This is a genomic window from Streptomyces sp. NPDC051180 (genome assembly GCF_040689545.1).
GTDB lineage: Bacteria > Actinomycetota > Actinomycetes > Streptomycetales > Streptomycetaceae > Streptomyces.
The window spans coordinates 240,187-265,941 of record NZ_JBFBBC010000003.1 but is presented as its reverse complement, the minus strand read 5'-3'; the positions used below and the strand labels follow the sequence as shown (position 1 = coordinate 265,941).

23 protein-coding genes and 2 tRNA genes are annotated in these 25,755 nt (G+C 69.5%); 14 read left to right on the top strand and 11 right to left on the bottom strand.

The window, feature by feature from the left end; all coding sequences use genetic code 11:
* Window positions 1-36 precede the first annotated feature (36 nt).
* Window positions 37-369 (top strand): thioredoxin, encoded by a 333-nt coding sequence (trxA, locus tag AB0424_RS07955; RefSeq protein ID WP_366303027.1) that lies wholly within the window; start codon window positions 37-39, stop codon window positions 367-369.
* A 124-nt stretch (window positions 370-493) separates the two neighbouring features.
* Here trxA and AB0424_RS07950 read toward each other — a convergent pair whose 3' ends face one another.
* The 9 genes from AB0424_RS07950 to rpmH all read right to left on the bottom strand — a co-directional run bounded on the left by AB0424_RS07950 (window position 494) and on the right by rpmH (window position 7,216).
* The gene (locus AB0424_RS07950) at window positions 494-1,111 is read right to left on the bottom strand and encodes a GNAT family N-acetyltransferase (RefSeq protein ID WP_366303026.1); all 618 of its coding nucleotides are present in this window, start codon (window positions 1,109-1,111) and stop codon (window positions 494-496) included.
* A 160-nt stretch (window positions 1,112-1,271) separates the two neighbouring features.
* The gene (locus AB0424_RS07945) at window positions 1,272-2,363 is read right to left on the bottom strand and encodes a ParB/RepB/Spo0J family partition protein (RefSeq protein ID WP_366303024.1); all 1,092 of its coding nucleotides are present in this window, start codon (window positions 2,361-2,363) and stop codon (window positions 1,272-1,274) included.
* Entirely contained in the window at window positions 2,360-3,436 is a 1,077-nt protein-coding gene (locus AB0424_RS07940) for a ParA family protein (protein WP_366303023.1), read from the bottom strand. Before AB0424_RS07940 ends, AB0424_RS07945 begins: the two co-directional genes overlap by 4 nt.
* Before the next feature lie 236 nt (window positions 3,437-3,672).
* Window positions 3,673-4,389: a 16S rRNA (guanine(527)-N(7))-methyltransferase RsmG gene (gene rsmG / locus AB0424_RS07935; RefSeq protein ID WP_366303021.1), complete on the bottom strand. Its 717-nt coding sequence runs from the start codon at window positions 4,387-4,389 to the stop codon at window positions 3,673-3,675.
* A gap of 117 nt (window positions 4,390-4,506) precedes the next feature.
* Window positions 4,507-5,019, bottom strand: a complete 513-nt coding sequence (locus tag AB0424_RS07930; protein WP_366303020.1) for a R3H domain-containing nucleic acid-binding protein — start codon at window positions 5,017-5,019, stop codon at window positions 4,507-4,509.
* A 29-nt stretch (window positions 5,020-5,048) separates the two neighbouring features.
* Window positions 5,049-6,359, bottom strand: a complete 1,311-nt coding sequence (gene yidC, locus AB0424_RS07925; protein ID WP_366303018.1) for a membrane protein insertase YidC — start codon at window positions 6,357-6,359, stop codon at window positions 5,049-5,051.
* A gap of 3 nt (window positions 6,360-6,362) precedes the next feature.
* Window positions 6,363-6,689 (bottom strand): membrane protein insertion efficiency factor YidD, encoded by a 327-nt coding sequence (gene yidD, locus AB0424_RS07920; protein WP_015034858.1) that lies wholly within the window; start codon window positions 6,687-6,689, stop codon window positions 6,363-6,365.
* The gene (rnpA, locus tag AB0424_RS07915; RefSeq protein WP_366303017.1) at window positions 6,686-7,057 is read right to left on the bottom strand and encodes a ribonuclease P protein component; all 372 of its coding nucleotides are present in this window, start codon (window positions 7,055-7,057) and stop codon (window positions 6,686-6,688) included. The genes yidD and rnpA overlap by 4 nt, the downstream gene beginning before the upstream one ends.
* Before the next feature lie 21 nt (window positions 7,058-7,078).
* A complete protein-coding gene (gene rpmH / locus AB0424_RS07910; RefSeq protein ID WP_006381191.1) occupies window positions 7,079-7,216 on the bottom strand; it encodes a 50S ribosomal protein L34 in 138 nt (45 codons plus the stop codon).
* 396 nt (window positions 7,217-7,612) lie between these two features.
* Between rpmH and dnaA the strand changes: the two genes are divergently transcribed.
* The 11 genes from dnaA (at window position 7,613) to AB0424_RS07855 (ending at window position 21,933) form a co-directional block, all read left to right on the top strand.
* A complete protein-coding gene (gene dnaA / locus AB0424_RS07905; protein ID WP_366303015.1) occupies window positions 7,613-9,388 on the top strand; it encodes a chromosomal replication initiator protein DnaA in 1,776 nt (591 codons plus the stop codon).
* 942 nt (window positions 9,389-10,330) lie between these two features.
* The gene (gene dnaN / locus AB0424_RS07900) at window positions 10,331-11,461 is read left to right on the top strand and encodes a DNA polymerase III subunit beta (protein ID WP_366303013.1); all 1,131 of its coding nucleotides are present in this window, start codon (window positions 10,331-10,333) and stop codon (window positions 11,459-11,461) included.
* A 110-nt stretch (window positions 11,462-11,571) separates the two neighbouring features.
* Window positions 11,572-12,450: a phosphogluconate dehydrogenase (NAD(+)-dependent, decarboxylating) gene (gene gnd, locus AB0424_RS07895; RefSeq protein ID WP_366303011.1), complete on the top strand. Its 879-nt coding sequence runs from the start codon at window positions 11,572-11,574 to the stop codon at window positions 12,448-12,450.
* A gap of 60 nt (window positions 12,451-12,510) precedes the next feature.
* The gene (recF, locus tag AB0424_RS07890; RefSeq protein ID WP_366303009.1) at window positions 12,511-13,632 is read left to right on the top strand and encodes a DNA replication/repair protein RecF; all 1,122 of its coding nucleotides are present in this window, start codon (window positions 12,511-12,513) and stop codon (window positions 13,630-13,632) included.
* Window positions 13,629-14,207 (top strand): DciA family protein, encoded by a 579-nt coding sequence (locus tag AB0424_RS07885; RefSeq protein WP_366303008.1) that lies wholly within the window; start codon window positions 13,629-13,631, stop codon window positions 14,205-14,207. Before recF ends, AB0424_RS07885 begins: the two co-directional genes overlap by 4 nt.
* Before the next feature lie 472 nt (window positions 14,208-14,679).
* On the top strand, window positions 14,680-16,710 hold the full coding sequence (gene gyrB, locus AB0424_RS07880) for a DNA topoisomerase (ATP-hydrolyzing) subunit B (RefSeq protein ID WP_366303006.1): 2,031 nt from the start codon (window positions 14,680-14,682) through the stop codon (window positions 16,708-16,710).
* 41 nt (window positions 16,711-16,751) lie between these two features.
* Entirely contained in the window at window positions 16,752-19,382 is a 2,631-nt protein-coding gene (gene gyrA / locus AB0424_RS07875; RefSeq protein WP_366303004.1) for a DNA gyrase subunit A, read from the top strand.
* Between the two features lie 106 nt (window positions 19,383-19,488).
* Window positions 19,489-20,058, top strand: a complete 570-nt coding sequence (locus tag AB0424_RS07870; RefSeq protein WP_366303002.1) for a DUF3566 domain-containing protein — start codon at window positions 19,489-19,491, stop codon at window positions 20,056-20,058.
* A gap of 99 nt (window positions 20,059-20,157) precedes the next feature.
* Window positions 20,158-20,231 (top strand) — tRNA-Ile (locus AB0424_RS07865).
* A gap of 168 nt (window positions 20,232-20,399) precedes the next feature.
* Window positions 20,400-20,534: a DLW-39 family protein gene (locus tag AB0424_RS07860; protein ID WP_003958712.1), complete on the top strand. Its 135-nt coding sequence runs from the start codon at window positions 20,400-20,402 to the stop codon at window positions 20,532-20,534.
* Between the two features lie 106 nt (window positions 20,535-20,640).
* Window positions 20,641-21,933, top strand: a complete 1,293-nt coding sequence (locus AB0424_RS07855) for a hypothetical protein (protein WP_366303001.1) — start codon at window positions 20,641-20,643, stop codon at window positions 21,931-21,933.
* Window positions 21,934-22,081: 148 nt separating this feature from the next.
* Here AB0424_RS07855 and AB0424_RS07850 read toward each other — a convergent pair whose 3' ends face one another.
* Complete coding sequence (locus AB0424_RS07850; RefSeq protein WP_366303000.1) at window positions 22,082-23,464, bottom strand: protein kinase; 1,383 nt, start codon at window positions 23,462-23,464, stop codon at window positions 22,082-22,084.
* A gap of 64 nt (window positions 23,465-23,528) precedes the next feature.
* On the bottom strand, window positions 23,529-24,077 hold the full coding sequence (locus tag AB0424_RS07845; protein WP_366302998.1) for a DNA-binding protein: 549 nt from the start codon (window positions 24,075-24,077) through the stop codon (window positions 23,529-23,531).
* 129 nt (window positions 24,078-24,206) lie between these two features.
* Between AB0424_RS07845 and AB0424_RS07840 the strand changes: the two genes are divergently transcribed.
* Both AB0424_RS07840 and AB0424_RS07835 read left to right on the top strand, forming a co-directional pair.
* Window positions 24,207-24,279: transfer RNA gene (locus AB0424_RS07840), tRNA-Ala, on the top strand.
* A gap of 215 nt (window positions 24,280-24,494) precedes the next feature.
* Window positions 24,495-25,595: an acyltransferase gene (locus AB0424_RS07835; protein ID WP_366303378.1), complete on the top strand. Its 1,101-nt coding sequence runs from the start codon at window positions 24,495-24,497 to the stop codon at window positions 25,593-25,595.
* Window positions 25,596-25,755 lie beyond the last annotated feature (160 nt).

Here is a 25,755-nt window from a genome sequence, read left to right as displayed (position 1 = left end):
CCCCACCCCACACCCCGCGAGATCAAGGAGGCCGCTGTGGCCCTCAAGACTGTGACCGACGCTTCCTTCGAAGAGGACGTCCTCAAGAGCGACAAGCCCGTCCTGGTGGACTTCTGGGCCGCCTGGTGCGGACCGTGCCGCCAGATCGCCCCGTCGCTGGAGGCCATCGCCGCCGAGCACGGCGAGATCGAGGTCGTGAAGCTGAACATCGACGAGAACCCGGCCACGGCTGCCAAGTACGGCGTCATGTCCATCCCGACGCTGAACGTCTACCAGGGCGGCGAGGTCGTGAAGACCATCGTCGGCGCCAAGCCGAAGGCCGCGATCCTGCGCGACCTCGAGGGCTTCGTCGAGCCCACCAAGGCGTGATGATCTCTCGCTGTTTCACGTGAAACAGCGACACGCAGTACAGCGAAGGCCCGTCCCTGAGGGGGCGGGCCTTTCCGTTTCCCGGACGGCTGCTCCGTTTCCCGGAATGCTTCTCCGTGCCTCGTCAGAGAGGCCGCAGAACGGGTTCCTTCTGCACGGCGCCGAGGAGGCGGTCCAGAGCCATCTCGACGTCCTCCTTCCAGGAGAGCGTCGTCCTCAGCTCCAGGCGCAGGCGCGGGAAGGCATGGTGGGGCCGGACGGTCTTGAAGCCCACGGCGAGCAGATGGTCGGCGGGCAGCACACACGTCGGTTCCTTCCAGCGGGCGTCACCGAATGCCTCGATCGCCTTGAAGCCCCGCCGCATCACGTCCTTGGCGACCGTCTGCACGACCACCCGGCCCAGCCCCTGGCCCTGGTAGCCGGGCATGATCCACGCCGTCATCAGCTGAACGGCGTCCGCTGCCACGGGGCTCGTCGGGAAGGCCGTGGACCGGGGCACATAGGCCGGGGGAGCGTAGAGCACATAGCCGACCGGTACCTCGTCGACGTAGACGACCCGGCCGCAGGAACCCCACTCCAGCAGGACGGCGGAGATCCAGGCTTCCTTCTCCGGCTCGGAGCGCCCCGCCTTGACCGCCGCTTCCCCGCTGACCGGGTCGAGTTCCCAGAAGACGCAGGAGCGGCACCGCTTGGGAAGATCCGGAAGGTTGTCCAGCGTGAGCGGTACCAGCCGACGCCCCACGGCTTCTCCTCGCTTCCCTCGCCCTTGAGCACGGACACGCCTCTCGGAATCGTATCCATCGGGCGATCAGGGCGACACCGCTCACCGGCAAAGGGCGGACCGCGTTCCGGTGAAGACCGGAGCACGGCCCGCCCTCTGCGGAGTCGTGGAGCGTGTGGCCTCAGCCCTGCTCGTCCTGCTCGCCGCTCCTGGACTCCATGACCCGTCCCTCGCCGGGAGCCAGGGTCGAGAGGATCCGTTCCAGGTCGTCCATCGAGGCGAACTCGACGACGATCTTGCCCTTCTTCTGCCCCAGGTCGACCTTCACCCGGGTCTCGAAGCGGTCCGAGAGCCGGGAGGCGAGGTCCGTCAGCGCGGGCGACACGCGGGCACCCGCACGGGGACCCTTGGGCTTGACCGGTGCCCCGGGCTCGGAGCCCATCAGCGTGACGATCTCCTCGACGGACCGCACCGAGAGCCCCTCGGCCACGATCCGGTACGCCAGCTTGTCCTGGGCCTCCGGGTCCTCGACACCCAGCAGGGCGCGAGCGTGACCGGCGGAGATCACCCCGGCGGCGACCCGGCTCTGGACCGGCGGGGAGAGCCGCAGCAGCCGGAGCGTGTTGGAGACCTGCGGACGCGAGCGTCCGATCCGGTCCGCCAGCTGGTCATGGGTGCAGTTGAAGTCCTTGAGGAGCTGGTCGTAGGCCGCGGCCTCTTCCAGCGGGTTCAGCTGGGCCCGGTGGAGGTTCTCCAGGAGCGCGTCCAGGAGCAGCTTCTCGTCATCGGTGTGCCGGACGATCGCCGGGATGCGCTCCAGGCCGGCCTCACGGCAGGCGCGCCAGCGCCGCTCACCCATGATGAGCTCGTAGCGCTCGGCACCCGCCTGGCGCACGACCACGGGCTGGAGGAGGCCGACCTCCTTGATGGAGGCGACCAGCTCGGCGAGGGCATCCTCGTCGAAGACCTCACGCGGCTGACGCGGGTTGGGCGTGATCGCGTCGAGCGGCAGCTCCGCGAAGTGGGCGCCGGCGGGCGACTCCGGAACGGTGGCCGCCTCGGGCTCGCTCCACGACACCACCGAGTCGGGGGACTGGGGGCTCTGCGGCAGGGTCGCCAGCTTCGCGGCTGCCACGCCGCGCTCCGTCGTCAGCACGGGCGCACCGGGAGAGGACGCGCCTGTCCCGACACCGACCGGTGCCTGCCGCTCCTGGGGAGCCGTAGGGATCAGCGAACCGAGCCCACGCCCCAATCCCCTGCGTCGCTCACTCACTGGATCCCCTCCGACATGCTGCGCTGGTTGTTCTGGTGCCCGACATGGGCGTGCTGGGGGTCGTAATAGACGGCGGCCCCCCGCAGGGCGATCTCACGGGCCGCTTCGAGGTACGACAGGGCACCGCTGGAGCCCGGATCGTAGGTGAGGACCGTCTGGCCGTAGCTCGGAGCCTCGGAGATGCGGACGGAGCGGGGAATGCTGGTCCGCAGCACCTCTTCGCTGAAGTGGGTGCGCACCTCGTCGGCGACCTGGGAGGCGAGCCTCGTCCGGCCGTCGTACATGGTGAGCAGGATCGTCGAGACATGGAGCTCGGGGTTGAGGTGCCCGCGCACCAGGTCGACGTTCCGCAGGAGCTGGCCCAGCCCCTCCAGCGCGTAGTACTCGCACTGGATCGGGATCAGCACCTCGGCGCCCGCCACCATGGCGTTCACCGTGAGCAGCCCGAGGGAGGGCGGGCAGTCGATCAGGATGTAGTCGAGCGGCTGCTCGTACGCCTGGATCGCTCGCTGAAGACGACTCTCACGGGCCACCAGCGACACGAGCTCGATCTCCGCACCGGCGAGATCGATCGTGGCCGGGGCGCAGAAGAGCCCCTCGACCTCCAGAACGGGCTGCACCACGTCGGAGAGCGGCTTGCTGTCGACCAGGACGTCGTAGATCGAGGGGACCTCGGCGTGGTGGTCGATGCCGAGCGCCGTGGAGGCGTTGCCCTGCGGGTCCAGGTCGATGACCAGCACCCGGGCCCCGTGCAGGGCGAGAGACGCGGCAAGGTTGACCGTCGTGGTCGTCTTGCCCACGCCGCCCTTCTGATTGGCGACCACCATCACGCGCGTCTGAGCCGGTCGGGGAAGCCCCTCACCGGCACGACCCAGGGCCTCTACTGCCAGTTGGGCAGCACGACCAATGGGGGTGTCGTCCATCGGGGGCGGTGTTTCACGTGAAACATCCTCCCCCACCGATTCGGTTCGGGGACCGGGGACCGGGTCGGTCATCGGTCCCGCGATGTTGGCGTCGGACCGCAAGGATTCACTCTCCTCGGCTTCAGGCTCGCGATGAGCAGAGCCTGCCATGCTTTCGGGGTCGTGAACCAGCGAGGCCGGTGGTTCTGTGGGTGAATCCACCTCTGTGGACAACTCCGTAACCCTCGCGAGTGGCTTCACGCGGGGTCTACGGTCCCGGGGCGCGGCAGCCGCGCGACCGCGGCTGATGATCCCCTGCAGCAGTGAGCGACGTTTCACGTGAAACACCATGCCCCTGCCGCACGGCCGGGACCGCTCGACACTCCGAAATGGTACGTATGCGACGTTCAGCGTCGCCGGCGGGTCTTGCTCGTCCGGGCGGCCTTGGCTCGCTTGGCCGCGAAGCGCACACCGCCCGGGCTCTCCCCGACCTCCACCCGGACGACCGTGGTCTGAGGATCGACGATACCCTCGCCGACCTGCAGCACCGAGGTCTCCACCACACCGAGCCGGGAGAGCGCGGCGCGAGCACCGTTGATCTCCTCCTCGGCGGTGTCGCCCTTGAGCGCCAGCATCTCGCCGTACGGGCGCAGCAGGGGAACGCCCCAGCCGGCCAGCCGGTCGAGCGGCGCCACCGCGCGGGCGGTCACCACGTGCACCGGCGTGATCTTGCCGAGCATCTCCTCGGCACGCCCCCGGACCACGGTCACATGATCGAGGCCGAGCAGCTCGACGACTTCCTGGAGGAAGTTCGTCCGGCGAAGGAGCGGCTCCAGGAGCGTGATCTTCAGGTCGCGCCGGACCAGGGCCAGCGGGATGCCGGGAAGGCCGGCGCCCGAGCCCACGTCGCAGACCGTGACGCCCTCGGGGACGGCTTCCGAGAGGACGGCACAGTTCAGCAGGTGGCGTTCCCACAGTCGCGGGACCTCACGCGGGCCGATCAGACCGCGCTTCACACCCGCGTCCGCGAGGAGCTCCGCGTACCGCACGGCCTCCGGGAAGTACTCACCGAAGACTGTCCGCGCCTGCTCCGGCGCCTCGGGGAGCTCCGCTGCCTCCGTCACGGGAACCGTCCTTCCGTACCGTGCGCATCGCGTGCGCGCGCACTGTGGTGGCTGACTATCAGGCTGACAAAGATCGGCCCCGCCTGCGAACAGACGGGGCCGAGACTACGTGAGGGTTCAGGCCGGGAGCACGACGACGAAGCGCTGCGGCTCCTCGCCCTCGGACTCGCTGCGCAGACCGGCGGCGGCGATCGCGTCGTGGACGACCTTGCGCTCGAACGGCGTCATCGGGTCGAGCTTGACCGGCTGACCCGAGGACTTCACCTCGTCCGCCGCCTTGGCGCCGAGCTCGGCGAGCTCGGAGCGCTTCTTGGCGCGGAAGCCGGCGATGTCGAGCATCAGTCGGCTGCGGTCACCCGTCTCCCGGTGCACGGCCAGGCGGGTCAGCTCCTGCAGAGCCTCCAGGACCTCACCGTCGCGACCCACGAGCTTCTGCAGCTCACGGCTGCTGGAGTCGCTGATGATCGAGACCGCGGCCCGGTCCGCCTCGACGTCCATGTCGATGTCGCCGTCGAGGTCGGCGATGTCGAGCAGACCCTCGAGGTAGTCGGCCGCGATCTCACCCTCCTGCTCCAGGCGGGTCAGGGTGTCGCCACCCTCGGCGGCGGCGGAGGTGGTGCCTTCCGTCACGGATGGACTCCTTCTTGCTTCGTGGAGGCTTACTTCTTGGACGACGGGTGCTTGGGCCGCTGCTGGCCCTTGCGCTGACCGGTGGACTTGCCCTGACGGGAGTTTCCGGAGTTGGCACGGCTCGGACGGGCGGGCTTGTCGCCCTGAGCGTCGTCCTTGGCCTCGGCCTTCGCGCCGGTCTCGGCCGGACCCTGAGGCTTCTTCTCGAGCGAGGGGGCCGACTGCTCGGCGGCGGGCTCGGAGACTTCCTCGGTGTCCTTGTGCGCGGATGCCTGACGCTGCGCCTTGGTCTGGCGCTTGGGCTGCTGGCGACGTGCCGTGGCACCGCCCTCGGCCTCGGCCTCGATCGTGTCGCTCTTGATCACGGTGCCGTCGGCCTGAGCCGCGAAGCCGGCCTTGGCCAGACCCGTGAAGAAGCGGCGCTCGTTCTCGTTGCGGTCGCTGCCCTTGGCGACGATCACCTTGACGATGTTCTTGCGCCGACGGCCGCGGACCTCACCGTGCTGCGTGATGCCCTTCAGAAGCCGCTGGAGGTAGGAGTCCTGCGCCTTGCTGCCCGGGGTCGGGTTCTGGTTGATCACGTACATCTGCTGGCCCATGGTCCACACGTTGGTGGTCAGCCAGTAGACGAGGACACCGACGGGGAAGTTGATGCCCATGACGGCGAAGATCACCGGGAAGATGTACATGAGCATCTTCTGCTGCTGCATGTACGGGGTCTTCACCGAGAGGTCGACGTTCTTCATCATCAGCTGGCGCTGGGTGAAGAACTGCGAGGCCGACATCATGATGATCATGACCGCGGTGACGATGCGGACCGAGGTCAGCGAGGCGTCGAGAGCGGCGACCTCGGCGGCCGAGTCGGTGAACTTCGACGCGAGCGGGGCACCGAAGATGTGGGCCTGACGGGCGCTGGCGAGCAGCGGGCCGTCGATGACACCGATCTCCTTGCCCGAGGCGATCGCGGAGAGCACGTGGTACAACGCGAAGAAGAACGGCGACTGCGCCAGGATGGGAAGGCACGAGGAGAGCGGGTTGGTGCCCGTCTCCTTGTACAGCTTCATCATCTCTTCGGACTGACGCTGCTTGTCGCTCTTGTACCGCTCCTGGATCGCCTTCATCTTCGGCTGGAGCGCCTGCATGTTCCGCGTCGACTTGATCTGCTTGACGAAAAGCGGGATCAGGCAGATGCGGATCAGCACCACGAGAGACACGATGGACAGGCCCCAGGCCCAGCCCGTGTCAGGGCCGAAGATCGCCCCGTACACCTTGTGGAACTGGACGATGACCCAGGAAACGGGCCAGGTGATGAAGCTGAACAGACTGGCAATCGTGTCCACTAATCAGGCTCCTTGAGCATTGGGCGAAGTCTCTGCGGCCGGGCTCGTCTCGGCGGTGGACCCGCCCTTGTCGCCACGCAGCGCGTTCCTCAGCATTTCGTGCCAGCGAGGGCGCTTGCGCGGGGGGACATGGTCCACACCGCCGGGCGACCACGGATTGCACCGGAGGATGCGCCAGGCGGTCAGGGCCGTGCCCTTGATCGCGCCATGCCGGTCGATGGCCGTGAATCCATAGTGGGAACACGACGGGTAGTACCGGCAGACGGGCCCGAGAAGCGGGCTGATCGTCCACTGGTACAGCTTGATGAGAGCCAGCAGCGGGTACTTCATCGCGTGCCCCCTCCCAGCAGCCGCTGAAGAGCGGCGTCCAGGTCTCGGGCCAGCTGTGCGTGGTCGGCGTCGCCGGCTCCGGGCAACGCCCGTACGACCACCAGGCTACCGGGGGGAAGCTCGGCGAGTCGGTCGCGGACGAGGTGACGCAGGCGACGCTTCACCTTGTTGCGGACGACCGCAACGCCCACGGCCTTGCTCACGACGAAACCCGCACGCGACGGGGGAGCGCTCTCCCCAGGCGCGTGCGGGTCCGTTGCACCGCTGCGTAGGTGGACGACGAGGAGCGGGCGACCGGCCCGGCGACCTCGGCGTACCGCGGTTGCGAAGTCCTCGCGCCGCCTCAGCCGATTCTCGGTAGGCAGCACGTCATGACCTGTTTAAGTGGATCAGGCGGACAGGCTCGCGCGACCCTTGCCACGGCGGTTCGCCAGGATGGCGCGGCCGGCACGGGTGCGCATGCGCAGGCGGAAGCCGTGGGTCTTCGCGCGACGACGGTTGTTCGGCTGGAAGGTGCGCTTGCTCACTCGGGGGCTCCAGAAATGATTCGGGTGTTGGCGGGACATCGCCTGGCTGTCACCGTGCGCCCACGAGTAGCTCGTATTCGCTCGAGTGCACCGCTTCGCGACCACAGATCGTGATCTTCGCCCATCGGAGGCAGGCGGCAGCAGCCATCGACAACTCGACCTGGTTACGGTACGCGCGGCTACGCCATCCGGTCAAACCGACCTGTCGCCGGCCTCCATTGTGCACAGGCTGTGGACAACAACTTGAACCACGTCAGGCGGCGCGACTACCGTGGTTGGACTCCACAATCTTTTCCGTTCTGTCCTCTCCTGTCCTCCCGGACCCGTCCTCACGGACTTCGACCCACCGTCCCCGACAACCACACCATCGTGGGGACCTGCGAGAAAGCGTGCCCTGTGGCTGACGTACCTGCCGATCTTGCCGCAGTGTGGCCACGGGTCCTCGAGCATCTTCTCGCCGAGGGCCAGCAGGGGATCGAGTCCAAGGACAAGCAGTGGATCGAGCGCTGCCAGCCGCTCGCCCTGGTCGCGGACACCGCGCTCCTCGCGGTGCCGAACGAGTGGGGCAAGCGCGTCCTGGAGGGCCGGCTCGCCCCGCTGATCAGCGAGACCCTCAGCCGTGAGTGCGGCCGCCCGATCCGCATCGCGATCACGGTCGACGACTCCGTGGGCGAGCCGACTCCGCCGGCGCCCCCGGCACAGCAGCCGCAGCAGCCCCGCTACGACGAGCGCGCCCGGCCCGAGCCGTACGAGAAGTACGACGGCTACGGCCACCGGCCGATGCCCGACGACGGGCTGCCCACCGCGCGCCCCGCCTACCCCGACTACGGGCAGCAGCGCCCCGACCCCGGCGCCTGGCCGCGCACGCAGGAGGACCTCTCCTGGCAGCAGCCGCGCCTCGGCGGTTACCAGGAGCGCGCCCCCTACACGGGCCCGGACCAGTCGCGGCAGCCCCGCTACGACGAGCCGGCCCGCGGCTACGAGCAGCAGCAGCGGCCCGAGCGCGCCGAGCTGCCCGACCCGCAGGGCCACGGCTCCCGTCCCGGCTCCCGGCCGGGCGGCGGTCCGGTCCCCGGTCCCCCGGGAGGCCACGGCGGGTCGTCCGGGCAGGGCGGCGCGGCCGGTGCTCCGGGCGAGCAGCACGCTCGGCTCAATCCCAAGTACCTCTTCGACACCTTCGTCATCGGTTCCTCGAACCGCTTCGCGCACGCGGCCGCGGTCGCGGTGGCCGAGGCGCCGGCCAAGGCGTACAACCCGCTCTTCATCTACGGGGAGTCGGGTCTCGGCAAGACCCACCTGCTGCACGCGATCGGGCACTACGCGCGGAGCCTCTATCCCGGCACGCGCGTGCGGTACGTGAGCTCCGAGGAGTTCACCAACGAGTTCATCAACTCGATCCGCGACGGCAAGGGCGACGCCTTCCGCAAGCGCTACCGCGACGTGGACATCCTGCTCGTCGACGACATCCAGTTCCTGGCGAGCAAGGAGTCGACGCAGGAGGAGTTCTTCCACACCTTCAACACCCTGCACAACGCGAACAAGCAGATCGTGCTCTCCTCCGACCGGCCGCCCAAGCAACTGGTGACGCTGGAGGACCGGCTCCGCAACCGCTTCGAGTGGGGTCTGACCACCGACGTCCAGCCCCCGGAGCTGGAGACCCGCATCGCGATCCTCCGCAAGAAGGCGGTGCAGGAGCAGCTCAACGCCCCGCCGGAGGTCCTGGAGTTCATCGCCTCGCGGATCTCGCGGAACATCCGTGAGCTGGAGGGCGCGCTGATCCGGGTGACGGCCTTCGCGAGCCTCAACCGCCAGCCGGTGGACCTGGGGCTCACCGAGATCGTCCTCAAGGACCTGATCCCCGGCGGCGAGGACAGCTCGCCGGAGATCACCGCGCCCGCGATCATGGCGGCCACGGCGGACTACTTCGGGCTGACGGTGGAGGACCTCTGCGGATCCTCGCGCAGCCGGGTCCTGGTGACGGCGCGGCAGATCGCCATGTACCTGTGCCGCGAGCTCACGGACCTCTCGCTGCCGAAGATCGGCGCGCAGTTCGGCGGCCGCGACCACACGACGGTGATGCACGCGGACCGGAAGATCCGGGCCCTGATGGCGGAGCGCCGCTCCATCTACAACCAGGTCACCGAGCTCACCAACCGCATCAAGAACGGCTGACACAGGGCAGCGGCGACGGCCTGCACGGCTCCGAAGGGCGCCCCGGGACACCTCCCGGGGCGCCCTTCGGCGTTTCCCCGGGCCCGGTCTCCGGCGTCTCCAGGAGGCGTCCTGCGGAGGCCGACGAGGGGCCGGACGGGGCTGCCACGGGCCGGGAAAGTGCCGGAAACGAGCGGTCGACGAGCCGGCGACGAGCCCGGAACGAGCGGGGGACGAGCGCCCGCTGTTCGATTACTCCGTTCCGGTGGCAGGTTCTCCACAGATTGGGGGATGATCTCCCGTCCACAGGGTGGGGACTGTCGAGTTATCCGGATCGTGTCCACAGGCCGACCTGTTGACAGATCATCACCCCAGGTCAGGACCCTGTGGAATTGTTGGCAAACGATCTCCACAGCCTGTGGACGAATCCTTCGTCCACAGGGAGCCCTGAACGTTGTCCACTGGCAACCCACAGGGGGCGGCCGGTTGCCCACAGCTTCTCCACACCGCTGTCCACTGTTCGGCAACAAAACACCCCCGCTCACCGGCCCGAGTGAAAGCGGTCACACCAAGGGAGACGTTTGGGCTGTGGGGAACGTGGGGAAAGCTGGGGACAGCGCTGGGGAGAACTCCCTGTGCCCTGTGCATGGGGTGTGCAGAACTTTCGTATGTCCACAGAGACCCCTGGTTTTCCACGGGGTCCACCCACAGGGTCGGTGGACAAAAAACTGGGCCTGACCTGCAGAAACGACGTTATCCACGGTTTCCACAGGCCCTACTACTACTCCCACTTAGAGTTAGCTAGGAATCCGCTTCGAAGTGGGACCTGTGCACAACTCGGCGCCGGAGCTCCGACGCGCTCTTGTCGCGACTTGACCCCGAGCAGCACCGAGTGTCGGCGGCGTACGTCAGACTGGTTCCCGCAGTCGACGAAGAGCCAGCAACAAGCAGGAGGCGGTTCCGGTGAAGATCCGGGTGGAGCGCGATGTACTCGCGGAGGCGGTGGCCTGGGTGGCCCGCAGCCTCCCGGCCCGTCCGCCGGCGCCCGTGCTCGCGGGCCTTCTGCTGAAGGCCGAGGACGGCGCGCTGAGCTTCTCGAGCTTCGACTACGAGGTCTCGGCCCGCGTCTCCGTCGAGGCGGAGGTCGAGGAGGACGGCACCGTCCTCGTCTCCGGCCGCCTGCTCGCCGACATCTGCCGCGCCCTCCCCAACCGTCCGGTGGAGATCTCCACAGACGGTGTACGGGCGACCGTCGTCTGCGGCTCCTCCCGCTTCACCCTCCACACCCTGCCTGTGGAGGAGTACCCGGCGCTGCCGGAGATGCCCACCGCGACCGGCACCGTCCCCGGTGAGGTCTTCGCCTCCGCCGCCGCGCAGGTGGCCATCGCCGCCGGCCGTGACGACACGCTGCCCGTCCTCACCGGTGTGCGGATCGAGATCGAGGGCGACACGGTCACCCTGGCCTCCACCGACCGCTACCGCTTCGCGGTCCGCGAGTTCCTGTGGAAGCCGGAGTCCCCCGACGCCTCCGCGGTCGCCCTGGTGCCCGCGAAGACCCTCCTGGACACCGCCAAGGCGCTCACCAGCGGCGACACGGTCACGCTGGCGCTGTCCGGCTCCGGCCAGGGCGAGGGCCTCATCGGCTTCGAGGGCGCGGGCCGCCGCACCACGACCCGGCTGCTCGAGGGCGACCTGCCGAAGTACCGGACGCTCTTCCCGACCGAGTTCAACTCCGTCGCGGTGATCGAGACCGCCCCCTTCGTCGAGGCCGTCAAGCGTGTGGCCCTGGTGGCCGAGCGCAACACCCCGGTCCGGCTGAGCTTCGAGCAGGGCGTGCTCATCCTGGAGGCCGGCTCCAGCGACGACGCACAGGCTGTGGAGCGTGTGGACGCGCAGCTGGAGGGCGACGACATCTCGATCGCCTTCAACCCGACCTTCCTGCTCGACGGCCTGAGCGCCATCGACTCCCCGGTCGCCCAGCTCTCCTTCACGACCTCCACGAAGCCGGCCCTCCTGAGCGGCAAGCCCGCTCTGGACGCCGAGGCGGACGAGGCGTACAAGTACCTGATCATGCCGGTGCGACTGTCCGGTTGATCCCGGTTCTTCGGGGCATCGCCTGAGCGGCTGACCCCACAGGTGTGCACCCGGGTCCGGGCGTAGGCTCGGACCCGGGTAAACCGCACACGACGCTTAAGGAATCTCTGATGGAGCTCGGTCTCGTCGGTCTCGGCAAGATGGGCGGCAACATGCGCGAGCGCATCCGCCGCGCAGGCCACACCGTCATCGGATACGACCGCAATCCGGACCTCGCCGATGTCCACAGCCTCGAAGAGCTTGTGGGCAAGCTCAAGGGTCCGCGCGTCGTGTGGGTCATGGTCCCGGCGGGCGCCGCGACCCAGTCCACGATCGACGAGCTGGCCGACCTGCTCTCCCCCGGCGACATCGTCGTGGACGGCGGCAACTCGCGCTGGACGGACGACGAGAAGCACGCCGAGGAGCTCGCCGCCAAGGGCATCGGGTTCGTCGACTGCGGCGTCTCCGGCGGCGTCTGGGGCCTGGAGAACGGCTACGCGCTGATGTACGGCGGCTCCGTCGAGGACGTGGCGAGGGTCCAGCCGATCTTCGACGCCCTCAAGCCCGAGGGCGAGTTCGGCTCGGTCCACGCGGGCAAGGTCGGCGCCGGCCACTTCGCGAAGATGGTCCACAACGGCATCGAGTACGCGATGATGCAGGCTTACGCCGAGGGCTGGGAGCTCCTGGAGAAGGTCGACTCCGTCACCGACGTGCGCGAGGTCTTCCGCTCCTGGCAGGAGGGCACGGTCATCCGTTCCTGGCTGCTGGACCTCGCCGTGAACGCGCTGGACGAGGACGAGCACCTGGACCAGCTGCGCGGCTACGCGTCGGACTCCGGCGAGGGCCGGTGGACGGTCGAGGCCGCCATCGACAACGCCGTCCCGCTGCCGGCGATCACCGCCTCGCTGTTCGCGCGGTTCGCCTCCCGCCAGGACGACTCCCCGCAGATGAAGATGATCGCCGCGCTGCGCAACCAGTTCGGCGGCCACGCGGTCGAGACGAAGAAGTAATCCACAGGCTGTGCACCCCGCGGTGCACAGCCGCCGGGGGAAGAAGGTCGGCGCCCAACCATGCACGTCACGCATCTCTCGCTGGCCGACTTCCGCTCCTACGCCCGGGTCGAGGTCCCGCTCGACCCGGGCGTCACGGCTTTCGTGGGCGCCAACGGCCAGGGCAAGACCAATCTGGTCGAGGCCGTCGGCTATCTGGCGACCCTGGGCAGCCACCGCGTCGCTTCCGACGCCCCGCTCGTCCGGATGGGAGCGGAACGCGCGGTCATCCGCGCCGCCGTCACCCAGGGCGAGCGCTCCCAGCTGATCGAGCTCGAACTCAACCCGGGCCGGGCCAACCGCGCCCGTATCAACAGGTCCTCACAGGTCAGGCCGCGTGACGTGCTGGGGATCGTCCGGACCGTGCTGTTCGCCCCGGAGGACCTCGCCCTGGTGAAGGGCGACCCCGGTGAGCGCCGGCGCTTCCTCGACGAGCTGATCACGGCGCGCACGCCGCGCATGGCGGGCGTCCGCTCCGACTACGAGCGGGTCCTCAAGCAGCGCAACACGCTCCTCAAGTCGGCGGCGATGGCCCGCCGGCACGGCGGCCGCGGCATGGACCTGTCCACCCTCGACGTCTGGGACCAGCACCTCGCCCGGGCCGGCGCGGAGCTGCTCGCCCAGCGGCTGGACCTCATCCACACCCTGCAGCCGCTCGCGGACAAGGCGTACGAACAGCTGGCGCCCGGCGGCGGACCGATTCTGCTGGAGTACCGCCCCTCCGCACCGGGCGCCGGGCAGAGTCGCGAGGAGCTGTACGAGCAGCTGCTCGCCGCCCTCGCCGAGGTCCGCAAGCAGGAGATCGAGCGGGGCGTCACGCTCGTCGGACCCCACCGCGACGAGCTGCTCCTCAAGCTCGGCGACCTCCCCGCGAAGGGGTACGCGAGCCATGGCGAGTCCTGGTCGTACGCGCTGGCGCTCCGGCTGGCCTCGTACGACCTGCTCCGCTCCGAGGGCAACGAGCCGGTCCTCGTCCTCGACGACGTCTTCGCCGAGCTGGACGCCCGACGGCGCGAGCGGCTCGCGGAGCTGGTCGCGGGCGGCGAGCAGGTGCTCGTGACGGCCGCGGTCGACGACGACGTGCCGGGCGTTCTCGCCGGCACGCGGTACGCGGTCGCCGGAGGGTCGGTGGAGCGGGTATGAGCGAGCAGCGGTCCCCGGGGGCCGGAAACCCGGAGCCGGCCCGCGCGGCCGAGACCCCCAAGGTGCCCGAGCACTCCGGGGTCGACCTCGCCCGCGTCGCCCTGCGCGCGGCCAAGGAACAGGCGAAGGCGCGGGGCGCGGCCGCCCAGCAGAAGAAGCAGGCCCGCCGCGGCGGCGGCCTGCGCTCCGGCGCGCGCGCCGACGGGCGCGACCCGATGGCGCTCGGCGCGGCGATCAACCGGCTGATCACCGAGCGCGGCTGGGAGACGCCCGCGGCGGTCGGCGGGGTCATGGGCCGCTGGCCGCAGATCGTCGGCGAGGACCTGGCCAAGCACTGCGTGCCGCTGAAGTTCGACGACGAGCCGGACGCGCGCGTGCTGACCGTCCAGTGCGACTCGACGGCCTGGGCGACGCAGCTGCGGCTGCTGGCGCCGCGGCTAGTGGCCCGCCTCAACGAGGACCTGGGGCACGGGACGGTCCGGATGATCAAGGTTCTGGGTCCAGGGGCCCCGCGGCGCGGCTACGGGCCGCTCAGGGCCCCCGGAAGCGTCGGACCCGGCGACACGTACGGGTAGGACGCGGTCGGGCGTGCGGCGGGCGGGTCCCGGCGGCGCCGATGCCCACGGCGGGACCCGGTGCGGCGGGCGGCTCCCGCATCGCCGATGCCGGCGGGGAAGCCTGCGCGGCCGTTCGCTCCCCCCGCCCCCGCCCCGCCTTCGCGCGCGGTCGCGCGGCCGTTCCTTCCGCCCCCGCGCGCGGTCGCGGCGTCCCCCCTCCCCCGCCTTCTTCCGGGGTGCCTCGGCACCCTGGGGGGCGCATGCCCACAACGGGTCACGGGCCGAAGCGCTAGGTGGCCGTCTGGGGCCTCTGGAGCCCCTGTCTGGATATGGGGAGTCGTCTCGGTGCCGCGCAGGGCGGCACATGCGGACTCAGGTACCGGCAAACCCCCATGAGTGTCGGCGCTACCGGTAGACTGGGAGACAATCCCGCCACCCTGCGGAACATGTCGAACGACGCAGCCGCTCCCGTATGCCCGGAGAACGGCTTGTGCTGTGCCAGAAAGGGCGCTTCGTGGCCGATTCCGGCGACCCCAACGAGAACAACCAGTACACCGCCAGCAACATCCAGGTACTCGAGGGCCTGGATGCCGTGCGCAAGCGCCCTGGCATGTACATCGGCTCGACCGGTGAGCGCGGTCTGCACCACATGGTGCAGGAGGTCGTCGACAACTCGGTCGACGAAGCCCTGGCCGGCCACGCCGACACCATCGACGTGACGATCCTTCCCGACGGCGCCGTGCGCGTCGTCGACAACGGCCGTGGCATCCCGGTCGGCATCGTGGCCTCCGAGGGCAAGCCGGCCGTCGAGGTCGTGCTGACCGTGCTGCACGCGGGCGGCAAGTTCGGCGGCGGCGGCTACGCCGTCTCCGGCGGTCTGCACGGTGTCGGCGTCTCCGTCGTGAACGCCCTGTCCACCAAGGTCTCGGTCGAGATCAAGACGGACGGCCACCGCTGGACGCAGGACTACAAGATGGGCGCCCCGACGGCCCCGCTCGCCCAGCACGAGGCGACCGCCGAGACCGGCACGTCGGTGACCTTCTGGGCCGACCCGGACATCTTCGAGACGACCGAGTACTCCTTCGAGACGCTCTCGCGGCGCTTCCAGGAGATGGCCTTCCTCAACAAGGGCCTCACGATCACGCTCACCGACGAGCGCGAGTCGGCGAAGGCGACCGTCGGCGCCGACGACCCGGACGCCGAGGCGACCGCCGAGCCGGCCGCGCGCACGGTCAGGTACCACTACGAGGGCGGCATCGTCGACTTCGTGAAGTACCTCAACTCGCGCAAGGGCGAGCTGATCCACCCCACGGTGATCGACCTGGAGGCGGAGGACAAGGAGAAGTCCCTGTCCCTCGAGGTCGCGATGCAGTGGAACAGCGGCTACAGCGAGGGCGTGTACTCCTTCGCCAACATCATCCACACCCACGAGGGCGGCACGCACGAGGAGGGCTTCCGTGCGGCGCTGACCTCGCTGATCAACAAGTACGCGCGCGACAAGAAGCTGCTCCGCGAGAAGGACGACAACCTCACGGGCGACGACATCCGCGAGGGTCTGACGGCGATCATCTCGGTCAAGCTGAGCGAGCCGCAGTTCGAGGGCCAGACGAAGACCAAGCTGGGCAACACGGAGGTCAAGACCTTCGTCCAGAAGGCGGTCTACGAGCACCTCAACGACTGGCTCGACCGCAACCCCCTCGAGGCCGCGGACATCATCCGCAAGTCGATCCAGGCCGCCACCGCGCGCGTGGCCGCCCGCAAGGCGCGCGACCTGACCCGTCGCAAGGGCCTGCTGGAGTCGGCCTCGCTGCCGGGCAAGCTGTCCGACTGCCAGTCGAACGACCCGTCCAAGTGCGAGATCTTCATCGTCGAGGGCGACTCCGCCGGCGGCTCGGCCAAGTCCGGCCGCAACCCGATGTACCAGGCCATCCTGCCGATCCGCGGCAAGATCCTGAACGTCGAGAAGGCCCGGATCGACAAGATCCTGCAGAACACCGAGGTCCAGGCGCTGATCTCCGCCTTCGGCACCGGTGTGCACGAGGACTTCGACATCGAGAAGCTCCGCTATCACAAGATCATCCTGATGGCGGACGCCGACGTCGACGGCCAGCACATCAACACCCTGCTGCTGACCTTCCTCTTCCGCTTCATGCGTCCGCTGGTCGAGGCCGGTCACGTCTACCTCTCCCGCCCGCCGCTCTACAAGATCAAGTGGGGCCGGGACGACTTCGAGTACGCGTACTCGGACCGGGAGCGCGACGCGCTCGTCGAGCTGGGCAAGCAGAACGGCAAGCGGATCAAGGAAGACTCGATCCAGCGCTTCAAGGGCCTCGGCGAGATGAACGCCGAGGAGCTGCGCGTGACCACCATGGACGTCGAGCACCGCGTGCTCGGCCAGGTCACCCTGGACGACGCGGCCCAGGCCGACGACCTGTTCTCGGTGCTGATGGGCGAGGACGTCGAGGCACGGCGCTCGTTCATCCAGCGCAACGCCAAGGACGTTCGCTTCCTCGACATCTGAGTCGGTCCCAGCTGACCGTACGAAAGGACTGACGACCAGCAATGGCCGACGAAAACACCCCTGGCACCACCGAAGAGCAGGAGCCCGTGCTGCGGATCGAGCCCGTCGGGCTCGAGACCGAGATGCAGCGCTCCTACCTGGACTACGCGATGTCCGTCATCGTGTCCCGCGCGCTGCCCGACGTCCGTGACGGCCTCAAGCCCGTCCACCGCCGTGTGCTGTACGCGATGTACGACGGCGGCTACCGGCCCGAGAAGGGCTTCTACAAGTGCGCCCGCGTCGTCGGTGACGTCATGGGTACGTACCACCCGCACGGCGACTCCTCGATCTACGACGCGCTCGTCCGCCTCGCCCAGCCCTGGTCGATGCGCATGCCGCTCGTCGACTCCAACGGCAACTTCGGCTCCCCGGGCAACGACCCGGCCGCCGCCATGCGTTACACCGAGTGCAAGCTCATGACGCTGTCGATGGAGATGCTCCGGGACATCGACGAGGAGACCGTCGACTTCCAGGACAACTACGACGGCCGCAACCAGGAGCCGACGGTCCTGCCGTCCCGCTTCCCGAACCTGCTGATCAACGGCAGCGCCGGTATCGCGGTCGGCATGGCGACCAACATCCCGCCGCACAACCTGCGCGAGGTCGCGGCGGGTGCGCAGTGGGCGCTCGAGCACCCCGACGCCAGCCACGAGGAGCTCCTCGACGCGCTCATCGAGCGGATCAAGGGCCCGGACTTCCCGACCGGCGCGCTCGTCGTCGGCCGCAAGGGCATCGAGGAGGCGTACCGCACCGGCCGTGGCTCGATCACGATGCGCGCGGTCGTCGAGGTCGAGGAGATCCACAACCGCCAGTGCCTGGTGGTCACGGAGCTGCCGTACCAGACCAACCCGGACAACCTCGCGCAGAAGATCGCCGACCTGGTGAAGGACGGCAAGGTCGGCGGCATCGCCGACGTCCGCGACGAGACCTCCTCCCGGACCGGTCAGCGCCTGGTCATCGTGCTCAAGCGCGACGCCGTCGCCAAGGTCGTCCTGAACAACCTGTACAAGCACACCGACCTGCAGACGAACTTCGGCGCGAACATGCTGGCGCTCGTCGACGGCGTGCCGCGCACCCTCTCGCTGGACGCGTTCATCCGCCACTGGGTGACGCACCAGATCGAGGTCATCGTCCGCCGGACCCGGTTCCGGCTGCGCAAGGCCGAGGAGCGCGCCCACATCCTGCGCGGCCTCCTCAAGGCCCTGGACGCCATCGACGAGGTCATCGCGCTCATCCGGCGCAGCGACACGGTCGAGGTCGCCCGCGGCGGCCTGATGGACCTGCTGCAGATCGACGAGATCCAGGCCAACGCGATCCTGGAGATGCAGCTCCGCCGGCTCGCCGCCCTGGAGCGCCAGAAGATCGTCGCCGAGCACGACGAGCTCCAGGCCAAGATCGACGAGTACAACGCCATCCTGGCCTCTCCGGAGCGCCAGCGGTCGATCGTCAGCGAGGAGCTGGCCGCGCTCGTCGAGAAGTTCGGCGACGACCGCCGCTCCAAGCTCGTGCCCTTCGACGGTGACATGTCCATCGAGGACCTGATCGCCGAGGAGGACATCGTCGTCACCATCTCGCGCGGTGGCTACGTGAAGCGGACGAAGACCGAGGACTACCGCTCGCAGAAGCGCGGCGGCAAGGGCGTGCGCGGCACCAAGCTGAAGCAGGACGACATCGTCGACCACTTCTTCGTGTCCACCACGCACCACTGGCTGCTCTTCTTCACCAACAAGGGCCGGGTCTACCGGGCCAAGGCGTACGAACTGCCGGACGCCGGCCGGGACGCGCGCGGCCAGCACGTGGCCAACCTGCTCGCCTTCCAGCCGGACGAGCAGATCGCCCAGATCCTGGCGATCCGCGACTACGACGCCGCGCCGTACCTGGTGCTCGCCACCAAGGCCGGTCTGGTGAAGAAGACCGTGCTGAAGGACTACGACTCGCCCCGTTCCGGCGGCGTCATCGCCATCAACCTGCGCGAGCGGGAGGACGGCACCGACGACGAGCTGATCGGCGCCGAACTGGTCTCGGCCGAGGACGATCTGCTGCTGGTCAGCAGGAAGGCGCAGTCGATCCGCTTCACCGCCACGGACGACGCGCTGCGTCCGATGGGACGCGCCACCTCGGGCGTGAAGGGCATGAGTTTCCGCGAGGACGACGAGCTGCTCTCGATGAATGTCGTCCGGCCCGGTACTTTCGTCTTCACCGCGACCGACGGCGGGTACGCGAAGCGCACCCCCGTCGACGAGTACCGCGTCCAGGGCCGTGGCGGCCTCGGTATCAAGGCCGCCAAGATCGTGGAGGACCGCGGCTCGCTCGTGGGCGCGCTGGTGGTCGAGGGGACGGATGAGATCCTCGCCATCACGCTGTCCGGCGGTGTGATTCGTACGCGAGTCAACGAAGTCAGGGAGACCGGCCGTGACACCATGGGCGTCCAGCTGATCAACCTGGGCAAGCGCGATGCCGTCGTCGGCATCGCACGGAACGCCGAGGCCGGCAGCGACGACGATTTCGTCGAGAACGCCGACGATGCCGAGGGCGCCGCAGAGGCGACCGAGGTCACGGCGGTCGAGGCCGAAGCGGCCGAGACCGAGGCAGTCGAGGGCACGGAGCCCTCGGCCGGGGAGCACGAGGAGTAAGAGCGTGAGTGGAGCCACGGGCGCCGGATCGGCGGCCGCCGGAGCTTCTGCTGGTGCTGGAGCGAACGGCGCCCGTGGCCCCGCCACGGACTCCCAGGGGGTAGCGGTGACGGACACTCGGGGGCAGCAGCCCTCGTCGTACGAGACGTACAACGGGCCGCTGCCCGGCGAGCGCGCGGGAGCGCAGGCGTCGGCCGGTCCGTACCACCCGCCACAGGCGTACGGCGCTCCGGCGTCGGGCGGCACGGCGGGCGGCCAGACGGGCGCCGTGCGCCGGCCGCGGACGGGGGCACGCACCACGCCCCGGACGCGCAAGGCGCGGCTGCGGGTGGCGAAGGCCGATCCGTGGTCGGTGATGAAGGTGAGCTTCCTGCTCTCCATCGCACTGGGCATCTGCACGATCGTGGCCGCGTCGGTGCTGTGGATGGTCATGGACGCCATGGGCGTCTTCTCGACCGTCGGCGGCACGATCAGCGAGGCCACGGGCTCGAACGAGTCCAACGGCTTCGACCTGCAGTCGTTCCTGTCGCTGCCGAGGGTGCTGATGTTCACCTCGGTGATCGCCGTGATCGACGTGGTCCTGATGACCGCCCTGGCGACGCTGGGCGCGTTCATCTACAACCTGTCGGCCGGGTTCGTGGGCGGTGTCGAGCTGACGCTGGCCGAGGACGAGTAGGCGCCCGGGGGCCGTCCGGGCATACGGATTTTGGGACTGGCCCCCACGTGCGCTAATCTTCAGGAGTCAGCGCGCGGGACACACACCGCAAAGCGCGGCGGGGCTATAGCTCAGTTGGTTAGAGCGCATCCCTGATAAGGATGAGGCCACAGGTTCAAATCCTGTTAGCCCCACAGAACGATCGACCCGGACGGTTCCTCCGTCCGGGTCGATTTTCTCTGTCCGGGCGGATATGGAGCTCGTCGGAGGTTTGAAGCTCGCACAGGTCACCGATCGGTATCGGTCGATGTGTAGAGTGGGCGTCAGAAGTCTCCTACGTCAACGAAAGACGAGGTCGCGCGGTGAAGAAGCTTCTCCTGGTCGCACTGGCCGCCATCGGCGGGCTCCTCGTGTACCGCCAGATCCAGGCGGATCGCGCCGAGCAGGATCTGTGGACGGAGGCGACCGACTCCGTGCCCGCAGGTTCGGGTGTGTGAGACGAAGACCGTTTGAGGGTGAAGCCCCGGCCGCGCGTGAGCGGGCCGGGGCTTTGCTTTGCCTGGGCAAATCGATCACTTGCTTACGTGAAGTGGAGGAGCTCGCGTGAAGACGCAGGCCGGCATCGGCCGGAGGGCGGGGGCCCTGATCGCGGCGGCCGCCGCGGTGGGCGCCGTCGCCGCACTGCCCGGTCAGGCGCGCGCGGCCGAGGTGGCCCCGCTGCCGCCCTACACCTTCGACGGCACCGCCCAGCGGGTCGAGGGAGCCGTGTCGAGCTCGGACGCGGCCCCCCTGCAGGCCGGCCGGACCTACCGCGGAACCCTCGCGAAGAACGGCAAGGTCTACTACCGGGTCGACCTGGACGACCGGCGGAACGCGTACGTGTCCGTGGTCGCCGTCCCGAAGCCCGGTGGCAAGGTCGAGTACGGCGACGGCGTCCGGGTGAGCATGCAGGACGGCAACGGCACCGAGTGCGGCTACCAGCAGGTGTCCTTCTCGTCGGCCTCCTACCCGCGTCCCCTCGCCGCCTACGCCCGCCGGATCGTCGACGCGGACAGTTCGACCTGCCAACGGGCGGGCGCCTTCTTCGTCCTCGTCGAGCGGGAGTCCAAGCCGGTCTCCTCCGCGGACGACTGGGAGCTGGAGATCCGCCACCTGTCCGAGCCGCCGCTGAGGAAGGCCGGGCCGACCACGCTCCCCGAGACCTGGCCCTCCGGCACGCCCGCGCCGCCGACGGGCGGCCCCACGCCGCGCCAGGGCGGCTCCGGCGTCCACGACGCCACCTCGCTGGCACAGGGCGAATGGCGTACCGACATCCGGCCGGGCCAGACGCTCTTCTACCGGGTGCCCGTCGACTGGGGACAGCAGCTCTACGCGACCGCCGAGCTCGGCAGCAGCGCCGCCGGCGACGCGTACGTCGGCAACGCCCTGGTGCTCTCCCTGGAGAACCCGGCGCTCGGGCACGTCGACGAGAACACCGGGAGCTACGACGGGAAGCCCGCGACCGTCGACCTGGGACCCCAGCGGCCGGTCGCCCACGAGAACCGCACCGCGTACGACGAGGCGACGAGCGGCATGCGCTTCGCCGGCTGGTACTACCTGTCCGCCACGCTCAGCCCGGCGGTCGCCCGGGAGTACGGGGACGACCCGGTGCCGCTGACGCTCCGGGTGAACCTCATGGGCGCGCAGAAGCCCGGCCCCGGCTACGACGGCGACCCCGGCCCCTTCACGGTCACCGCCGGCGACCGGGACGCGGCCGCGAACGGGGCCAGCGGGGCGTCGGCCGCCGACCGCGGCGACTCGATGCGGATCGTCGCGGCGGCCGGAATCGGCAGCGGCACCCTGCTGCTCCTCGGGCTCGGCGCCTGGACCCTGCTGGCACGGCGTCAGGCGGCCTAGGAGACGGCGCAGGGGCTTCCCCGGGCCAAGGCCGCGGCGCAGGGGCTTCCCCCGGGCCAAGGAGACTGCGCGCCGGCTTCCCGGGGCTCAGGAGACTGCGCGCCTGCTCCCCGGGCTCAGGAGACCGCCTGCCGGCTTCCCGGGCGGCTCAGGTCCGGGAGAGGGCCCAGAAGCCGACCGCGAAGCAGACCAGCGCGAGCAGCAGCACCGGGACCGTCACCTTCGGGGGCGGTCCCGGTCGGCGTACGGGGGCGAGGGGCGGCGCGGTGGGCGCGGGGTGAGCGGGAACCTGATCGGGTCGAGCGGTGTATGGATGAGTAGGGGCTTGTCCGTACGGCGACGCCGACGTGGGGGCCTGGTCGAAGGAGGGGGACGGATGGGGGACCGGCGGGGGCAGGTGGAAACTGCCCGTCTCGGAGGCACCCGGCAGGCTCTGCGCGGGATGTGGCTGCTGGTGGTGGGGATACGGCTGGTGGCCCGGCTGCCGGTAGGGCTGTGCCTGCGGCGGGGCGGGCAGGTGCGCGGGCGGTCCGGGGAGGGGCACGGGCGAGGGCGCGGGCGCCGGTACGGACGTCGGCACGGGCGCCGGTACGGGTTCGCGTACGGTGCCGGACGCGACGACGCGGGGGTCGGCGTCCACGGGGGCGGGCGCGCTCGGGCCCTCGGGGCCGAAGCCGGGGGGCAGCGGGCCGAGCTGGTCGCGGATGTCGACAGGGGGCTCGCCGTCGACCCGGTCGGGGAGCATCTCGACGGCGGCGCTGAGCGCCTTGCGCGCGCCGGTGGCCGTCCGGAAGCGAGCCTGGGGATCGGGCTGGAGGAGCCCCGCGAGAACCTGCCAGAGCGGCTCCGGGAGGCCCTCGGGGGCTCCGGGGGTGCCATGGGCGAGGAAGTGCTCGACGAGGGCCTGGGAGTCCGGCCTGCGGCCCTGGAGCAGATAGAGCGCGACCAGGCCGACGGCGAAGAGGTCGGCGGTGAAGTCGGGCTCGGCCCCCATGAGTTGCTCGGGAGCGAAGTAACCGGGCGTCCCCACCACGTAGTCGGTCTCGGTGAGCCGGGGCTCGCCCTTGCGCATGGAGATGCCGAAGTCGGACAGCCGCAGGTGCGGACGCCCCGTCCCGGTCACCTCCATCAGGATGTTGGCGGGCTTGATGTCCCGGTGCACGACCCCCTCCGCGTGCACCGTGGCCAGACCCGACAGCAGCTGGTCGAGCAGCGCGCAGACGAACCGCGGCGGCAGCGGCCCGTGGTCGGCGACGACATGCGCCAGGGAGCCGCCGGACACCAGGTCCATGGTGAAGAGGACCTTGTCGTCGTCGGCGGCCCAGCTGGCCGGGGCGAGGACGTGCGGGTGGTCGATCCGGAGCGCCTGCTCGCGGACGAAGCGGAGGAGCGTGTGCGCGTCGCTCTGGAGGAGCACCTTGGCCGCCACATAGCGGCGGCGCCGGTGGTCCCAGGCCCGCCACACCGCGCCCGCACCACCGCGTCCGATCGGGTCGATCAGCTCGTACCGACCAGCGAAGACCTCACCCATCGCGCTGCGCCCGCTCCCCGTGCGTCGTCTCTCGGCGGTGCCGGCCCGGTTGCCCGGGCCCGCGTCAGTTCTGGTGCGCCTCGTAGTGGGCGACCGCGTCCCCGGTCCGCCCGGCCCCGTACACCCGGAGGAACTCTGCCAGTTCGGGGTGGGCGGGGGCGAGGGAGTCGGCCGCGTCGATGATGTCGCCCGCGGCGGCTACGGAGCGCAGCAGCGACTGGATCTCGCGGACCACCCGGCGCACCGTCGGCGCCCCCGAGCCGGCGGTGGCCTGGGTCGTGCCGGTGAGGACGGAGCCGCCCTGCGACTTCTTGACCTCGTCCATGCGGTCGGCGGCCTCGGCGGCGCTGACGCTGCCGTCGGCGACCTGGACGGCGAGCTCCTGGAGGGCCTGGACACGCTGGACGACCGCGGGGTTGCCGATCTTGGCCCGCTGGCCGCTCATCAGCTGGGACAGCATGGGCGCGGAGAGCCCGAGCACGGCCGCGAGCCGGGCCTGGTTGAGGCCCAGGTCGTCGATCAGTCGGCGGAAGAGCGCCCCCAACGGCTCTCCGTACCAACTGCGCTGAAGCTCTCTGGCTCTGGCCGTGGCTTCCTGCTGCGCTGTGTCCATCACTTCTCCCCATCCCTGCGGTTCGCCACTGCGAACCTCGATCAGCATCTTACGGAGAGTGGTCGTCCACCGGGAGACCCAATCCTTTTGCCGGGCATGGGGGGTGAGCGGGTACGCTGTCCTCGTTCCGGGGCCTTAGCTCAGTTGGTAGAGCGCTGTCTTTGCATGGCAGATGTCAGGGGTTCGACTCCCCTAGGCTCCACTCCTCGAACAGCCCTCCTGCACTGCGGAAACGCGGAGCGGGGAGGGCTGTTTCGCGTTGCGTCTCCTACTCGATGAGTGGCGTATCACGCAAATCGAAAGTTGTAAGCAACCTGTGAGCCACTTATGCTCTCTCCGCCGAGCCGACACCTCTTGTGACCCAGGGGCGGACTCGCGCCGCAGACCGAGGTGGGGATCTTTCGAGTGTTGAACCAGATGCAGCCGTCCGTGCTGCCCGCGGACCGAATACGGACCGAGACCCGACTCGCGCCGGACCTCGGGGCCAGACGCCCCGGGCGGGTCCACGCGCTGGACGGCCTCCGGCTGGGTGCGGCGCTCATGGTGGTCATCTACCACTTCACGGCTCGCGGCGGGGGCTGGACGACTCCGGTCAAGGAGATATTCCCCGACACGTTCCGTGTCTCGCAGTACTTCTATCTCGGCGTCGAGCTCTTCTTCATCATCAGCGGCTTCGTCGTCTGCATGAGCGCCTGGGACCGCCCGGTGAAGGCGTTCTTCGTCTCTCGTGTGATCCGGCTGTACCCCGCCTACTGGTTCGGGATCATCGCCACGAGCGTCACCGTCGCCGTGATTCCCGGAGGGCGCGAGCACCTCCCGTGGAACGACATCCTCACCAACCTGACGATGCTCCAGCAGCCGCTCAAGGTGCCGAGCGTCGACACGGTCTACTGGACGCTCTTCACCGAGCTCCGCTTCTACCTGCTCTTCGCGCTCGTCGCCTGGTTCGGGCTCACCTACAAGCGCGTGCTGCTGTTCTGCTGCGTCTGGGGCGCCGCCACGATCCTGGTCTACCGGACCGAGCCCGGCCCGCTGCGGATGCTGCTGATCCCCGAGTACAGCTGGTTCTTCATCGCCGGCATGGCGTTCTACCTGATGTACCGGTTCCGGCCGAACGCGATGCTCTTCGGCGTCGTCGGCTTCTCCTTCTGCGCGTCGCTCGCCCACACCATCGACGAGTGGAAGAGCCTCACCTGGCTCGGCCCCGGCCCGGCGTGGCCCGTGGTCGCCATGATCGCCTCGTTCTTCGGCGTCATGACCCTCATCGCCACCGGCAAGCTCTCGGGCATCCAGTGGAAGTGGCTGCCCGTCGCGGGCTCGCTGACGTATCCGCTGTACCTGCTGCACCAGTACATCGGCTGGGAGATCTTCACCTACCTCGCGCCGCGCGAGGTCATGTCCCCGTGGGCGCTGCTCGGTCTGGTCGTCGGCGCCATGCTGGTGCTGTCCTACCTGGTCAACAAGCTCGTCGAGAAGCCGCTCAGCCGGTATCTCAAGCGGCAGCTCGCCCAGCTCTGAGCCGTTCCGGCAACTCGAAGGACCCGAGAAAACCGAAGAACCCGACAGGCCACGCCCCCGCACGGGGGGCGTGGCCTGTGCTTTTGATCCGTACGGGTGGTGTTCATCGGAAGAACTGCGCGGCGGTGGCGTCGGTCCCCGGATATCGGGTGCGCATCCA

What these genes read in the sequence shown, in the direction of transcription:
- AB0424_RS07885 (WP_366303008.1), top strand. Translation starts at nt 13,629, where the DNA reads ATGAGCGAGCAGCGGTCCCCGGGGGCCGGAAACCCGGAGCCGGCCCGC.
- AB0424_RS07835 (WP_366303378.1), top strand. Translation starts at nt 24,495, where the DNA reads ATGCAGCCGTCCGTGCTGCCCGCGGACCGAATACGGACCGAGACCCGA.
- yidD (WP_015034858.1), bottom strand. Translation starts at nt 6,689, where the DNA reads ATGAAGTACCCGCTGCTGGCTCTCATCAAGCTGTACCAGTGGACGATC.
- AB0424_RS07845 (WP_366302998.1), bottom strand. Translation starts at nt 24,077, where the DNA reads ATGGACACAGCGCAGCAGGAAGCCACGGCCAGAGCCAGAGAGCTTCAG.
- gnd (WP_366303011.1), top strand. Translation starts at nt 11,572, where the DNA reads ATGGAGCTCGGTCTCGTCGGTCTCGGCAAGATGGGCGGCAACATGCGC.
- AB0424_RS07940 (WP_366303023.1), bottom strand. Translation starts at nt 3,436, where the DNA reads ATGGCAGGCTCTGCTCATCGCGAGCCTGAAGCCGAGGAGAGTGAATCC.
- gyrA (WP_366303004.1), top strand. Translation starts at nt 16,752, where the DNA reads ATGGCCGACGAAAACACCCCTGGCACCACCGAAGAGCAGGAGCCCGTG.
- AB0424_RS07850 (WP_366303000.1), bottom strand. Translation starts at nt 23,464, where the DNA reads ATGGGTGAGGTCTTCGCTGGTCGGTACGAGCTGATCGACCCGATCGGA.
- recF (WP_366303009.1), top strand. Translation starts at nt 12,511, where the DNA reads ATGCACGTCACGCATCTCTCGCTGGCCGACTTCCGCTCCTACGCCCGG.